This is a genomic window from Mycobacterium sp. SMC-14 (assembly GCF_046250075.1).
Lineage (GTDB): Bacteria > Actinomycetota > Actinomycetes > Mycobacteriales > Mycobacteriaceae > Mycobacterium.
In genome coordinates this window covers 563341-577765 of the sequence record NZ_CP176429.1, presented here as the reverse complement: position 1 = coordinate 577765, position 14425 = coordinate 563341, and the positions used below count along the sequence as shown (strand labels likewise).

15 protein-coding genes are annotated in these 14425 nt (G+C 67.5%); 6 read left to right on the top strand and 9 right to left on the bottom strand.

Annotated elements, in window-relative coordinates; translation table 11 throughout:
• The first annotated feature begins 91 nt into the window (after nucleotides 1–91).
• Genes ACKY0W_RS02710 through ACKY0W_RS02700 form a run of 3 tightly spaced genes read left to right on the top strand, consistent with a single transcriptional unit; the run spans nucleotide 92 to nucleotide 2081 of the window.
• On the top strand, nucleotides 92–547 hold the full coding sequence (locus ACKY0W_RS02710) for a nuclear transport factor 2 family protein (RefSeq protein ID WP_409436290.1): 456 nt from the start codon (nucleotides 92–94) through the stop codon (nucleotides 545–547).
• A 56-nt stretch (nucleotides 548–603) separates the two neighbouring features.
• Nucleotides 604–1494 carry an HAD family hydrolase gene (locus ACKY0W_RS02705; RefSeq protein ID WP_409436289.1) on the top strand — a complete coding sequence of 297 codons (891 nt, stop codon included), beginning with the start codon at nucleotides 604–606 and terminating at the stop codon, nucleotides 1492–1494.
• A gap of 59 nt (nucleotides 1495–1553) precedes the next feature.
• Complete coding sequence (locus tag ACKY0W_RS02700) at nucleotides 1554–2081, top strand: MaoC family dehydratase N-terminal domain-containing protein (protein WP_409436288.1); 528 nt, start codon at nucleotides 1554–1556, stop codon at nucleotides 2079–2081.
• Nucleotides 2082–2169: 88 nt separating this feature from the next.
• Here the strand turns inward: ACKY0W_RS02700 and ACKY0W_RS02695 are convergent, their stop codons facing one another.
• From ACKY0W_RS02695 to ACKY0W_RS02655, 9 genes are all read right to left on the bottom strand, one after another.
• Nucleotides 2170–3198: a lysophospholipid acyltransferase family protein gene (locus tag ACKY0W_RS02695; RefSeq protein ID WP_409436287.1), complete on the bottom strand. Its 1029-nt coding sequence runs from the start codon at nucleotides 3196–3198 to the stop codon at nucleotides 2170–2172.
• Between the two features lie 4 nt (nucleotides 3199–3202).
• Nucleotides 3203–4318, bottom strand: a complete 1116-nt coding sequence (locus tag ACKY0W_RS02690; protein WP_406756432.1) for an SDR family oxidoreductase — start codon at nucleotides 4316–4318, stop codon at nucleotides 3203–3205.
• Between the two features lie 137 nt (nucleotides 4319–4455).
• Nucleotides 4456–4557 (bottom strand): 30S ribosomal protein bS22, encoded by a 102-nt coding sequence (locus tag ACKY0W_RS02685; RefSeq protein ID WP_003402602.1) that lies wholly within the window; start codon nucleotides 4555–4557, stop codon nucleotides 4456–4458.
• Between the two features lie 196 nt (nucleotides 4558–4753).
• Nucleotides 4754–4963 carry a helix-turn-helix domain-containing protein gene (locus tag ACKY0W_RS02680; RefSeq protein ID WP_024442553.1) on the bottom strand — a complete coding sequence of 70 codons (210 nt, stop codon included), beginning with the start codon at nucleotides 4961–4963 and terminating at the stop codon, nucleotides 4754–4756.
• Between the two features lie 139 nt (nucleotides 4964–5102).
• On the bottom strand, nucleotides 5103–5963 hold the full coding sequence (proC, locus tag ACKY0W_RS02675; protein WP_409436286.1) for a pyrroline-5-carboxylate reductase: 861 nt from the start codon (nucleotides 5961–5963) through the stop codon (nucleotides 5103–5105).
• Nucleotides 5964–6189: 226 nt separating this feature from the next.
• The gene (locus ACKY0W_RS02670) at nucleotides 6190–7035 is read right to left on the bottom strand and encodes a thioesterase family protein (RefSeq protein WP_409436285.1); all 846 of its coding nucleotides are present in this window, start codon (nucleotides 7033–7035) and stop codon (nucleotides 6190–6192) included.
• A 42-nt stretch (nucleotides 7036–7077) separates the two neighbouring features.
• Nucleotides 7078–7920 (bottom strand): sugar phosphate isomerase/epimerase family protein, encoded by an 843-nt coding sequence (locus ACKY0W_RS02665; protein WP_406756435.1) that lies wholly within the window; start codon nucleotides 7918–7920, stop codon nucleotides 7078–7080.
• Nucleotides 7921–7937: 17 nt separating this feature from the next.
• Nucleotides 7938–8951 (bottom strand): hypothetical protein, encoded by a 1014-nt coding sequence (locus ACKY0W_RS02660; RefSeq protein ID WP_409436284.1) that lies wholly within the window; start codon nucleotides 8949–8951, stop codon nucleotides 7938–7940.
• Nucleotides 8948–9943, bottom strand: coding sequence for a hypothetical protein (locus ACKY0W_RS02655; RefSeq protein WP_406756437.1), 996 nt, complete (start codon nucleotides 9941–9943; stop codon nucleotides 8948–8950). The genes ACKY0W_RS02660 and ACKY0W_RS02655 overlap by 4 nt, the downstream gene beginning before the upstream one ends.
• Before the next feature lie 71 nt (nucleotides 9944–10014).
• Here ACKY0W_RS02655 and ACKY0W_RS02650 point away from each other — a divergent pair, with 71 nt between their 5' ends.
• From ACKY0W_RS02650 to ACKY0W_RS02640, 3 genes are all read left to right on the top strand, one after another.
• Nucleotides 10015–10809, top strand: coding sequence for a hypothetical protein (locus tag ACKY0W_RS02650; protein ID WP_409436283.1), 795 nt, complete (start codon nucleotides 10015–10017; stop codon nucleotides 10807–10809).
• A gap of 299 nt (nucleotides 10810–11108) precedes the next feature.
• Nucleotides 11109–11906, top strand: a complete 798-nt coding sequence (locus tag ACKY0W_RS02645) for an ABC transporter ATP-binding protein (protein WP_233428654.1) — start codon at nucleotides 11109–11111, stop codon at nucleotides 11904–11906.
• Nucleotides 11888–14419 (top strand): FtsX-like permease family protein, encoded by a 2532-nt coding sequence (locus ACKY0W_RS02640; RefSeq protein WP_409436282.1) that lies wholly within the window; start codon nucleotides 11888–11890, stop codon nucleotides 14417–14419. The genes ACKY0W_RS02645 and ACKY0W_RS02640 overlap by 19 nt, the downstream gene beginning before the upstream one ends.
• The last annotated feature ends 6 nt before the right edge of the window (nucleotides 14420–14425 follow it).

Here is a 14425-nt window from a genome sequence, read left to right as displayed (position 1 = left end):
GGATTGTCGCGACGGTCGGGTACGGATTGACTTACGGTGTGACCGGCCATAGGCCGGCAGCACCTTCACCCCCGGCGGACAAGAGCAAGCCATGAATTCCAGCGCTGTGTCGATCACGAACCTGCTGTACCGCTATGCCGAGCTGATGGATGCCGGCGACCTGGACGGCGCCGCGGCGCTGTTCACCCACGCCCAGATCAAAGCCGACCCCGAGGGCACGGTCGTCCTCGACAGCGCCGGGATCCTGCAGTTGTGGCGCGGGCTGGTCACCATCCATGCCGACGGCACGCCGCGCACCAAGCATGTGATCACCAACCCGATCCTCGACATCGACGAGGACGCGGGGACCGCGACATGCCGCTCCTACTACACGGTGCTGCAGCAGACCGACGCCGTCGCGCTCCAGGTGATCGCTGCGGGCCGCTATCACGACAGATTCGAGCGGGTCGGCGACATCTGGCGGTTCAGTTTCCGGGATTACTCGATGTTCGACCTCAAGGGTGATCTACGCGATCACCTGGGGGTCATCGGGCCGGTAGCCGGATAGGGTTGTGGACGGCCGGAGCACCGGCCCTACAGCCCAGCCGCGGAAGGAGTCGGGTGATGGCATCACCGGGCCCGGCCGAACGGGTAACCGCAGCCGACGTGACATCGCCGGCCACTGATGCCAGCGCAGAGCGGGCGCTGGTCGATGTGGCCGACACCGACACGCCCGCGCCGGTCGACCTGACCGCCGCCGCGTTCTTCGACGTCGACAACACCCTGGTCCAGGGCTCCTCGATGGTGCACTTCGGCCGGGGGCTGGCCGCCCGCAATTACTTCACCTACCGCGACGTCATCGGGTTCGTCTACGCCCAGGCCAAATTTCAGCTCACCGGCAAGGAGAACAGCGACGACGTCGCGGCCGGCCGGCGCAAGGCCCTGGCCTTCATCGAAGGCCGGCCGGTCTCGGAGCTGGTCGATCTGGGCGAGGAGATCTACGACGAGATCATCGCCGACAAGATCTGGCCCGGCACCCGCGAGTTGGCCCAGATGCACCTCGACGCCGGCCAGCAGGTGTGGCTTGTCACCGCCACCCCTTACGAGCTGGCCGAGACCATCGCCCGCCGACTCGGGCTGACCGGTGCGTTGGGCACCGTCGCCGAGTCCGTCGACGGGGTGTTCACCGGCCGGCTGGTCGGCGAGATCCTGCACGGGCCGGGCAAGGCCCACGCGGTGCGGTCCCTGGCGATCCGGGAGGGACTGAACCTGCGGCGTTGCACGGCCTACTCCGACAGCTTCAACGACGTGCCGATGCTCTCGCTGGTCGGGACCGCGGTGGCGATCAACCCCGACGCCGCCTTGCGGGAGATGGCGCGCAAGCGGGGCTGGGAGATCCGCGACTTCCGTACCGCACGTCGGGCGGCCCGGATCGGCGTGCCGTCGGCGCTGGCACTGGGGGCTGTCGGCGGGGCCCTGGCTGCGGCCGTGGCGCACCGGAACGAGCGCGCCTGAGCTGCTCGCTGATAAACTTCCGCCGCCGAACACCACGGCGAACGGAGGGGTAAACCGGGATGTCAGTACACACCGAGTCGCAGCGGATGATCGGAGCCCACTACCGGTTCCCGGACTACTTCGAGGTCGGCCGGGAGAAGATCAGGGAGTTCGCCCGCTCCGTCAAAGATGACCACCCAGCCCACTTCGACGAGGCTGCTGCCGCCGAAGCCGGGCATCCGGGGCTGGTGGCATCGCTGACGTTCCTGGCGGTCGCCGGCCGACAGGTGCAGTTGGAGATCTTCGACAAGTTCGACCTCCCGATCAACATCGCCCGGGTGCTGCACCGCGACCAGAAGTTCACCTTCCACCGGCCGATCGTGGCCGGTGACAAGCTGTTCTTCGACACCTACCTGGACTCGGTCATCGAATCGCACGGCACGGTTGTCAGTGAGGTCCGCAGCGAGGTCACCGACGAGAACGGCGAGCCGGTGGTGACCAGTGTGGTCACCATGCTCGGCGAGTCGGTCAACCAGGACGCCGACACCGAGGCCAAGACAATCGCCGCCCTCGAGGCCATGCGCGATCGGGCGCTGGGCAAGAAGTAGCCCGCTTTCCGGCGAGCGTGCACAGTTGACCGCTCGCACGCGGCGTGTCGCGTACAGACACGCACGCTCGCGGGAAACAGACGAGACGTCAGCCGAAGAACATGTTGCGACGCCCGGCGAGCAGCCGATACAGCGTCTGCTGAATGGTTTCGCGTACCTGGTCGGTCAGCTCGAAGGTGACCATCGGGTCGTCGGCGGCACCGGCCTCGTAGTCGGTGGTCGCAATCGGCTCCCCGAAGGCGATGTGCCACTTCGACGGCATCGGCACCAGACCAACGGGACCGGCCAACGGAAACAGCGGCGTGATCGGGAAATAGGGCACGCCGAGCAGCCGAGCCAACAGCTTGACGTCGGCGATCATCGGATAGATCTCCTCGGAGCCGACGATCGAGCAAGGCACGATCGGCGCCTTGGTGCGCAGCGCCGCTGAGACAAAGCCCCCGCGGCCGAACCGCTGCAGCTTGTACCGGTCCTTGAAGCGCTTACCCAGGCCCTTGTAGCCCTCCGGGAACACCGCGGTCAGCTCACCGGCCTCCAGCAGCCGGTTGGCGTCGGCGGTGCAGGCCATGGTGTGGCCCGCCTTGCGGGCGGTCGGACCGATCAGCGGCAGATCGAATACCAGGTCGGCGGCGAGCATCCGCAGGTTCCGATGGTCGGGGTGATGGTCGCGCACCGCCACCGAGAGCATCAGCGCATCCATCGGCAACACCCCGGCGTGGTTGGCCACCACCAGCGCGGGCCCATCGACCGGCAGGTTCTCGACACCGCTGACCTCGACCCGGAACCAGTCGTTGAAGAACACCCGGAGCAACGGCAGCACGACGGCCTCGTTGAAGTGCGGGTCGAAGCCGAACTCGTCGACCTGGTAGTCCCCGGTGATCCGCTCCCGAAGGAACGCGGCGACCGCACCCACCCGGGTGGCGAATTCACTCGGCGTGGGGGCGGAGGCACCGGTGGTCCCCCCGGAGCCGCGGCGCTCGCCGAGTTCACGGACGACGGCGGCGACCTGCCTGGCCGAAGCCTGTTCGGCCGGGCCGGCCAGCGCCGACGGATGCCGACGCACGGAACTCGAATGCTTGTGCAGCGGAATGACTTTCGCTTTCGAATCCTCAGCCATGGCGTTACCCTCCCCGCACCCTGGTGAAGCTGATATCCCCCATGCGCTGCGCTGCGCTCACTGTTCGCCGCTCCACCGAACGGACCCACTTGGGATCGACGATCGGGTTCAGCCCCCGACCCCGCACGTAGTCATCGAATGCCTCGGCGGTGGTCCACTTGGCGCTGTACCCGAGTTCGGTTCGCATTCTAGTCGTGTCCATCACCCGGCCAAAGCTCAGATAATCCAGCTGCTCCCGGTTGATCTCGGTGTAATTGTTGGCCCGGCGCAACGAATCCATGACCCACAGCCCGAGACCCGGCAGCGGCATCGGAACGCGGCCTGACCTGCGGATCGCCTGCGACATCATGATGATCCCGTCGGCGCCGATGTTGAAGGTGCCGGCCTTGCTGGCCATGGTGGCCCGCTCCAAGGCCCCCAGCGCGTCCTGCTCGTGCAGCAGCTGCAGGCGCGCGTCTCGGCCCAGCACCATCGGAACCAGCGGGCCGGCGAGGTAGCGCGACAGCGCGGTGTCCATGGCCGGGCCGATCATGTTGGCCATCCGCAGGATCGTGACCGCGATGTCGGGCCGTCGCCGGCCCAGCCCGCGGGCATAGCCCTCGATGTCGATGCTGTCGCGGGGGAACCCCTGAGTCGGCGGACGGCGACTGGTGCTGTCCTCGGAGAACAACACCGGGTCACGCGAGCACGACCCGTAGACCTCCGAGGTCGACTTGAGCACCACCCGCCGCACCGAAGGAGCTTTCTGGCAGGCGGCGAACAGCTGCATCGCGCCCATCACGTTGAACTCTTTGAGCGCCGCCCCACCGCCGGACCGAGGGACGTACGACGCCGCCGCTGCGTGCACGACGGTGTCGACATCGCTGTTTCGAATCACCTTGGCGATAAAGGGGTTACGGATGTCGGCGCGGACAAACTCAGCGCGCCCCATTCGACGCAGCATGTCCTTGCTCGGCATGACCGCATCCACCGCGATCACCCGGTTGATCAACGGGTTCTGCGTGAGCCTTGCGGTGAGGAATCCACCCAGAAACCTGCACGCACCGGTGACCAACACAACCTTGGGGTAATGCCGGGCGTCACTTCGCGTGCCGTCGCTTGGGGGTCCGGCCTCGTCCACCCCGTCAGCCTAACGGCCAGGCCGGAAAAGCAATACCGGCGATCGGCTCGTTGTCGAGTGTGAAGCTAACGTCACACCCGGCGCGCGAGCGTGAAGCCAACTTCACGCTCGGCACGGCTCGGGGGGCCTAGGCGGAGTTACTTACCGAGTTTTCTGCGCTGCACGCGGGTACGGCGAAGCAGCTTGCGGTGCTTCTTCTTCGACATGCGCTTGCGCCGCTTCTTGATGACTGAACCCATGAACTCCGCTATCTGCTTCTGCCCGCGCCGACGAATGGGCGCTGCTGAATTTGATCGACCCGGTTACTTTACCCGTAGGCAGGCACGGACCGGAAAACCGCACCTGGCCCGACCACCAAGGCCGCCAAGACAGCCGACCCCGGGCGTCGCCGTGCGGCGACGCCCGGGGGGGCGCTTACCTGTCGACCGGCTCTTGCTAGCCCGCGTCGAAGAAGGAGGTCTCCAACAGGTCGTGCACCGCCTTGGCGTGCACCCGGAAAGACCGTCCCACCCGTACCGCGGGCAGCTCGCCGTTGTGTACCAGGCGGTACACCGTCATCTTGCTGACCCGCATCAACGCGGCCACCTCGGCCACGGTGAGAAATTGTGTCGTGTCACGCGCCGAAGGCCCGTTCGCAGACGTCATCGTTACCCATTTCAATCAGGCACGTGCAGTCTCAGCGGCTTCCCCTCCGCTGCGCCCACACGCACAGACATAGAGGAGAATAGCGGGACGGATGGGGTTCCTGCGACTACTGAGAGCCAATATGTGAAAAATAAGTGAATTACTCTGGTGTAATTCTTAGCTGCTCAGAGCGTGTTTTTGCGGCCTGGACCGCCCGATCGATCGAGGTCCGCAGGCCACCGGCCTCCAATTCCCGCAGTGCGGCCGCGGTGGTCCCCCCGGGCGAAGTCACCATCGCTCTCAGGTGGGTCGGCGCGGTGTCGATGCCCGCATTGGCCGCCCCCTCGCCCTCGCCGCGCTCCTCCAGCAGCATCTGCGCCGAACCGGCCATCGTCTGCACCGCCAAATCGGTGGCCGCCTGCCGGCTCAATCCGGCAGCAACCCCGGCATCCACCAGCGCCTCGACCACCAAGAAGAAGTAGGCCGGCCCAGAGCCCGATACCGCGGTCACCGCGTCCATTTGCTCTTCGGGAACGATCGCCACTGTCCCGACGCACTCGAACAACGCGGCGACCTCACTGACCTGTGCATTGCTGGGGAACCGGCCCTTCGCCAGCGCGCTGGCGCCGGCGCCGACCTTGACCGGGGTGTTGGGCATGACGCGCACCACGGCAGCGCCGGCCGGGAGCTTGGACTCCACGTACCCGGTGGTGAGACCGGCCACGATCGTGACCAGCACCTGCTCGGCACTGTCCCCGGAGGCAGCGGTGACGCTCCTGGCGAACTCCTCGACCACCGCGTCCACATCCTGTGGCTTCACCGCGACGATCACCACGGAGGCGTTCTCCATCGCGTCGGCGACCGAAGTCACCAGGACCGAGTACTTCTCCGACAGCTGCCGGGCCCGGTCGCCATACCGCTCGGCGACCACCAGGTCCTTGACCGGGCGACCGGCAGCCAGCAGCCCCGCAAGCAACGCTTCGCCCATGTTGCCGCCACCGATGATCGCGATTCTGGTCATGGCGACAGCATTTCAGACCCGGCCTGCCAGCGCGGTGAAGCCCAGTCCACAGGCGGGTCGCCCGCTAGCGCACCGGGCGATCGCAAGCGCGGCGGAGCCGGGCGCAGCGGGTCGCCCGCTAGCGCACCGGGCGATCGCAAGCGCGGCGGAGCCGGGCGCAGCGGGTCGCCCGCTAGCGCACCGGGCGATCGCAAGCGTGGCGGAGCCGGGCGCAGCGGGTCGCCCGCTAGCGCACCGGCACCATCGCCAGCTGGCGGGTCTGCACCACGATTCGGCCCTCGCAGTCCACGACGGTGTGGTCCTCGTCGAACCAGTCCTGACCGATCTGCACGCAGCTGCAGATCACCCGCAGCCAGCCGTCGGCCGGGACGGCCCGCAGGTAGGCGGTGAGCTGCACGGTGGGCGCCCAGCCGTTGCGATCGACGGCGAAGGTCACCGGCGCCGACACATCGCCGCACAGCAGCGCGAACAACACGTCAGGGGCGGCGTCCTTGGGCCGGACCCACATCTCGATCACCGGCGGGCCGCCATCCGAGCGCGGGCCGAGCGTGGTCAGCGCCGGCCGAATGTCGCAGCCATGTGCCAGGTGCACGATGTGCTCCATCGGATGCCCCGGACCGATCGGTTCCAGGCCGGGCGGAGGCTCCGGCGTCATCAACGGCACCACCGGGTTGAACGACAGCAGTGGCGGCGCCTGGTGTTCCGGCTCACTGAGGGTGATAACCGCGCGCACCGCGGTGCGTTCGCCCTGATTGAGTTCGACGTCGACGAGGCTGACCCGGCGGCCACGCTTGCGGATCGTGGCCACCAGCTGCATCGGGCCCGGGTCGGGTGCCCACAGGTAGCTGGCCGACACCGCGACCGGCTGGATCTCCGCCGCCGCCGCGTCGCCGGCCACGGCGGTGCGGGCGGCGTTGGCGCACAACGCCAGCATGGCGCCGCCGTGCACCTTCGGACCGATAGTCCAGTGCTCGTTGAGCTCACCGGTGAACGACGCGACATCGTCGCTGTCGTCGGGGCCGTCGATGCGCACCAGGGCCATGGCATCGGTGAACAAGGTGGATGAGGTCACGCGAGGACTCCTTGTGTCTCAGCGATCGACATGGACAGGCGATCAGCGCAGCAGATGCGTCCGGGCGAACTGCAGCGACTCGGTCAGCAGCGCTTCACGCTCGTGCGGCGAGCGCGCCTGCGAGGTGGTCACTTCCAGCACCACGTGACCGGTGAAGTCACTGGCGGCCAGCAGCTGACACACCTCGGCGGTGGGCTGGTCGCCGCGGCCGGGCACCAGATGCTCATCGGCCGGCAGCCCGGTTCCGTCACACAGGTGCAGGTGCGTCAGCCCCGAACCCATCCGGCGGGCCATCTCCAAGCCGTCGGCACCGGCGGTCGCGGTGTGCGACAGGTCCAGCGTGTAGTGCGCATGGTTGCCGTCGAGGGGATCGTGGGACGGCGCGAACGCCGAAATCCCCGCTCCTGGACCGCCTCCGCGGCGACGCATCCGCTCGCGGGACTGATCGGCGCCGAAGAATCGATCGGCACGGAAGGGGAACATGTTCTCCACCGCCACCGCCACATCGCTGGTGGCCTCCAAATGGGCGACTTGATCGCTGAAGCCCTCGGCGTAGCGCCGCTGCCAGCGAAACGGCGGATGCACGACAACGGTTTGGGCATCGAGCTGCTCCGCGGTTCGTACGCTGCGTTCCAGCTTGGATATCGGGTTGGAGCCCCACACTCGTTGCGAGATCAACAGACACGGAGCGTGTACCGAGAGCACCGGCACCCGGTACTTGCGCGACAGCCTCCGGACGGCGCCGACGTCCTGGCTGACCGACTCCCCCCACACCATCAGCTCGACGCCGTCGTAGCCGAGCCGGGCCGCGTATTCGAAGGCAGCCTCGGCCCGCAGTGGGTAGACCGAAGCCGTCGACAATCCGACCTTGATGGCAGGGCGCACGAAGTAATAGTGAACGGCTAATTAGCGTGCAGCGCCAGCGGCCCCAACGTAACCAGCAAACCGACCGCCACCGCGATCAATGTGCTGACGATGTCGACGGTCTTACGGACCGCCTGCACCGCGGCCACCAGACCGAGCGTGACCAGGACCGTGAGCACCAGGGCCACGATGCTGTTCCACCGCCACAACTGGTCGAAGACGACGAACAGGCCGCCGCCGAACACCACCGCCAGGATCGACTGCAGCACCACCAGCAAGCCGCCCACCACACCCGGGCGCCCGACGTACGGCTCGCCCGTCTCCGCTTCGGCGGCCATCGCAGCACTGTCGGTGGCGCCGGCCTCGGCGTCCACGTCGGCATCCGCAACCAGAGCCGACCCGCCCGCCCGTTCGGTGGAGCCGGACTTGGTCAGGAATGACCGCACGAACGCGGAGTCCCCGGTAGGCAGGGCGGCGTCACGAACTTCGGCGTCCATCACGTCGACGGCGATATCGGTGTAGGTGTCAACAGGATCCGGACGCATCCGTTCAGCACCGGATCCGGTCGGCCGGGTCTCGGCCGGCTGGCCGTTCTCGGCGGCGGGCGGTTCGGAGCGGCGCATGGGCCGTGGGTAGGCGCTCTGCTCCGGGCCGATCCCACGCGGCGGCTGCGGCGGGGATTTGGGCCAGCGCGGCTCGGCCGCCGACCGCTCGGCGGGCTCCACCCGCTGCGCCGGACGCGGCCCGGTCGCAGGCCGGTCCTCCTCCTCGACGAAGCCGGGTGCCGGACCGATGGGCAGAGCACCGCTGGGCTCGCCGTCGGCACTCGCCGACGGCGTGGCCGGGACGTCGGGCTCGGGCGGTGCGTCGTCGCGAATGATCGGGATCTCGCCGGTCAGTTCGGCGACCGTGACGGCGTCGGCATTGCCGCGCCTGCGCCGGCGGCGCCCGGTGACCGGAGGGGCACCGATGTTGCCGTTCTTGGCGAGCAATTCGGCAACCGAGATGGGGCGCGTCTCGACGTCGCGGGGGTCGGGCTTGGGTCCACTCATCGGTCCCCTCCTTTTGACCGCGCCGCGGCCAGGCCCATCGACGGGGATCCGAACAGGGTGACACCGTCGGCTTCGCTGTCGAGTCTGCGCAGGATCAAGCCCTCCCGCAGCGCCCACGGGCAAATCTCCACCGTTTCGATCGACAGCGCTCGCATGCTCGCCTCCGCCACCAGAGCACCCGCCACGATCTGTGGCGCTCGCTCGGCGCTCACCCCTTCCAATTCGGCCCGATCAGCCGTGGTCATCCTAGAGATGAATGATATGAGCTGCCTAAGGCCAGTGGCGGTCAATGTGCGCCGTACGCGTGGCCCGGCGGCCGAGGGAGCCGCCCCGGTGAGCCGCGCCAGCGAACGAAACGTCTTGGAGCTCGCGACCGCCAGATCAGGCGGGCCGACGTCCAGCACGGCCGCGGCGGCACCCGCCAGCTCGGTGTCCAACCAGTCCCGCAGCATCGCCACCCGGCGCCGGCCGGGCGGGTCTTCGGTCAGCCACTCCCGGGTGAGCCGTCCGGCACCCAACGGCAGCGACAGCGCGACGTCCGGCTCCTCGTCGACACCGCTGGACATCTCCAGCGAGCCGCCACCGATGTCGAGGTTGTTGATCCGCCCGGCGCTCCAGCCGAACCAGCGCCGCACCGCCAGGAACGTCAGCCGGGATTCGTCCTCACCGGCGAGCACCTGCAATTCGACACCGGCCTCCGAACGCACCCGGGCCAGCACCTCCTCGGAGTTGGACGCGTCGCGCACCGCCGAGGTGGCGAAGGCCACCAGCTCCGCACAGCCCGAACTCGCTGCGATCGTGGCGAATTCACCGACCGTGGACACCAACTTGTCAGCTCCGCGCCGGGTGATCTTGCCGGAGCTGTCGGTCGCCTCGGCCAGCCGCAACGTGGCCTTGGTCGAGCTCATGGGAGTCGGGTGACCGCCCCGGTGAGCATCGACCACCAACAGGTGAACGGTGTTGCTGCCGACGTCGAGCACCCCTAATCGCACGCACCCAACTTAGTGGGGCGAGGCCCGGACATGGTGAGGCAACGTGAATTTCTGGTCTAGCCTGGAGATTCGTGACCCCCGCGCAGCACCGCCCCCATCCCGGCGAGGTCGAACTGGACTTCCCTCGCGAATGGGTGGAGTTCTACGACCCCGACAATCCCGAGCACCTGATCGCCGCTGACCTGACGTGGCTGCTGTCCCGCTGGACCTGCGTTTTCGGCACCCCGGCCTGTCAGGGCATCATGGCCGGCCGCCCCGACGACGGGTGCTGTTCGCACGGCGCCTTTCTGTGTGACGACGACGATCGGGCCAACCTCGATGACGCGGTCGCCCAACTCACCGACGCCGACTGGCAACTGCGCGACAAGGGCCTGGGCCGCAAGGGTTACCTGGAATACGACGAGAACGACGGCGAGCAACAACTGCGCACCCGCACCGTCAAGGGCGCCTGCATCTTCCTGAACCGGCCGGGGTTCGCCGGCGGCGCGGGCTGCGCCCTGCACATCAAAGCCGTCCGCCTCGGCGTGGAGCCCCTGACGATGAAGCCCGAGGTGTGCTGGCAGCTGCCGATCCGGCGCAGCCAGGACTGGGTCACCCGCCCCGACGACACCGAAATCCTCAAGACCACGATCACCGAATTCGACCGGCGCGGCTGGGGGCCGGGCGGTGAGGACCTGAACTGGTACTGCACCGGCGACCCGGCAGCCCACGTCGGCGCCCGGCAGGTCTGGCAGAGTCTGGCGCCCGAACTGACCGAGCTGCTGGGCGCCAAGGCCTATGCGGAATTGGCGGCGATCTGCGAGCGGCGCAACGAACTCGGCCTGGTGGCCATTCACCCCGCCACCCGGGAGGCGCGGCGCACCTGACCGGAGCATCGTGCACTTGGGTGGCCGCAAATTCATGACTCCGATAGCCGCAGGTCAGCCGGCACTTTGCCGCCGGCGCGGCGCAACGGCCACCGCGGGCTGACAGCGGGATCGGCCGGGTAACGCGACGGCTTCCGGTGGTCGGGGTCACGGCCGAACGATTTTCGGCAGGCGACCGGCGCCGGTATGATCGGCCCATAGCGCCGCGTAGCGCACCAACTTCGCGGAGTGCGTACTGAATTGAGAAACGCGCCCAACGCGGGCATGATCGCCTATATTACGACGCCCGCCGGAGATTCATGATCAGGACCGAGATGCATACCGTGGATATGGAGCTCAACCGGAACGGACACACGCCGCCGGTCGTTCTGAGACCTCCTGTGGTCCTTGAAGCGCGCAAACTCAACAAACAGTTCGGTGAGGGTGATACCGCCACGCCGATTTTGCGCAACATCGATATCCAGATAACCCGCGGCGAATTCGTCGCGATGGTCGGCCCCTCCGGTTCGGGCAAGTCCACCCTGCTGAGCATTCTCGGCTTGTTGGACATGCCGACCAGTGGCGATGTCCTCATCAACGGCCAGAGTGTCTCGCAGCTCTCACGCAAGCAGTTGGCTACCGTGCGATGCCAGACGCTCGGTTACGTCTTCCAAGCCTTCAACCTTCTGGCGGGCCTCTCGGTGGTCGAGAATGTGATGCTCCCGGGCCTGCTGGCCGGCAAATCCGGCCGCGCCCAGCACGCCCACGCGATGAGCCTGCTCGACCAGGTCGGGCTGGCCGCCAAGTCCAAGCGTGTTCCCTCGGAATTGTCCGGCGGCGAACAGCAGCGCGTGGCCGTGGCCCGGGCGCTTTTCATGAAGCCCGACGTGATTCTCGCCGATGAGCCGACCGGAAACCTGGACACCGTAAATGGCCAGCGAGTTATCGATGCGCTGTATAACTTGAATGCCGCGGGCCAGACAATTGTTTTGGTGACCCACGACCGGAAAATAGCTGACGACGCTCCTCGTCTGATTTCATTGCTCGACGGTGAAGTTGAGACAGACAGCGGAATGGCTCACGCGGCAAATAATGTGACATGGCTCGCGGAACATTAGCCGCGACATTCGGCCTGCTGCGGATAATCAACTTCCGAGCCGTCCGTAAACACGCATTCCGGGCCGCACTGGCCGCATTCTCGCTCGGCGGCGGTGTCGCAGTCGTCGTAGCCGTCATGATCGAGGTCACCAGCGTCTCCAAAGCCGTCGAAGACGTCGGCTACCAGATCGCCGGTCCCGCACCACTGCGCGTGGTCGGGGCGGCCACCCGTGGCGGCATCAGCCCCGCCGTCGTCGACGACTCCCGGGCGGTGCCCGGGGTGGCAGCCGTGGTACCGGTCATCCGCGGGGTGACCATGATCCACAACGACGGCAAGGAGAGCTTCGCGCTGGGTCTGGGCGTGGACTGTTCCGCACAGTGGATCGTCGACCCGAAGGTCTGCCAGGCCGGGCAGGCCGAACCCCCACCGGCGACCTCGAAGTCGCTGGGCGACTCCCTGGACTCCTCGGCGACCCTGGTCACCGATGTCGGGCAGCTGTCGGTGGAGAAATTCCAGCGGGTGGCTGACCTCGACGACGTCAACAACGGCCTGGTCGCGGTGCTGCCGCTGAGCATGGCCAAAGTGCAGTTCGCCCGCGGCGACCGGGTGGACATGCTGTACGTGACCCTGGACCCGGGCGCCGACGCCAATGAGGTCCAGCAGCGGTTGAAGACCACGCTCGGTCCCACCTACAGCGTGCAGCCCCGCAGCGAGCCGGCGAAGGGCTACAACGTCAACGACGTGCTGCTGCCCCTGCTGGGCATCTTCGCCCTGATCTCGATCGGTGTCGGGGTCATCCTGATCACCCAGATCACCCGACTTTCGGTGGAGGAGCGTCGACGCGAGATCGCGATCGCCTCCGCATTGGGAGCCTCGCCCGCGTCGATCATGACCGGATTCCTCAGCGAGGCCGCGCTGTTGGGTGCGGTGGGCTCGGCGATGGGTGTGCTGACCGGCATTGTGATCTCCGAACCCATCGTGGCCAGCGCCAGCGAGCTGACCGAACGCTTCGTCGGTGTCACCGTCCCGGTGATCCTCAAGCCGGCGATCCTGGTGGTCGGCATCCTCGCCGGCATCGTGCTGGCGGTGGGGGCCGCGATCGGCCCCGCCCTCTCGGCATCCAACACGCCCATCGCGGCCGAGCTGTCGGGGCGAGCGGCGCAGGAACAGACCACCCAGCGCAAGATCTGGTTCAGGGCCCTGCTGCTGCTGGCGATCGGACTGACCGGGGTGGTCGCGGCACGGCTGGCCACGCTGTCCGGCGCGCTGGTAGCCTGGCAGGCCATCATCGCCGACGCCGGGGCGGTCGTCGCCCTCATCGGCCTCCTGCTGGCCACGGCGTACCTCAGCGCGCAGGCGATAACCAGCCTGCGCCCGCGGCCGGACAAGTCGAGCGGGGCGACGCTGACCATCGCGCTCAACGCGCTGCGCTCGGACCGATCACGCACCGCCGCCATCTCGGGCGCCATCGCGGTGCCCGTCGTGGTCGCCATCCTGCTGTCCGGATTCCTGGTGGCGATCCACATCGGCGCCACCAAGGTCGCCGAATCCCAGGCGGACGGTCGCATTGCCATCACCACGACACAGTTCGCCGATTACGGACCGATTGATGCCCGATTCGCCCCGCAGACGGTCAACAAACTGAACTCGGTGGCCGGGGTGGAAAAGACCGAGCGGATGGCTGAAATCGAGATCAGCCTCAAAGACGGGTCGTTAGCGCATATTCAGGCGCAGGACCGGCCGACATTTCCGTTCGGATTACTCGCGGGGCAATCCCCGGAGGCAAGCCAGAATGCCAATCAGGTCGTCATCGGCAGCGTCCTGGCGCGCGAGAAGAATCTCCACATCGGTGACACTCTTGTATTTGGAAGTGGACTCGACGCGCAGGCGATGAGCATCGGCACCATTGTCGCCACGCCCGAATACGGCGGCCGTCGGATCTACATGCCCTACGCGGTCGCCGAGCAGATCTACGGCCCCCAGCCCGCCGGCCTGATCTTCGCCACCCCGGAGTCCGGCTCCACCGCCGGTCAGGTCATCGAGAACATCAAGGCCGCGCAGTTCGACCAGCCGGTGACCGCGGTGGACACCGACGGCTACGCCGCTGACATCGCGACCTCCATCGGCCGTTATCTCACGCCGCTGAACACCCTGAAGTACGGCCTGCTCGCGATCGCCTTCATCTCGGTGCTGTCGACGCTGCTGCTGGTCGGTATCCGCCGCCGGCGCGAGGTGGCCCTGATCCAGGCGCTGGGCGCCACCCGGGTCCGGGTATTCAGCATCACCACCATCGAGGCGGTCGTCGCTGGCGCCGCCGGCGGACTGTTCGGCGCGGTGCTCTCGATCGCCATCTCAGAGGCCGTGCGGCGGGCAGCCGTCGTCAACGTCGGCCTGATCACCCCACTGGTGTTCCCCTGGACCGACGCGGTGGTCTACGCCGTACTGGCCACCGTCGCCGCGGTCTTCGCGGCCATCATTCCCGCCTGGAAGAGCACTCGGTCCACTCCGGCGACCGAACTGCGCGACGAGTGAGCTCGC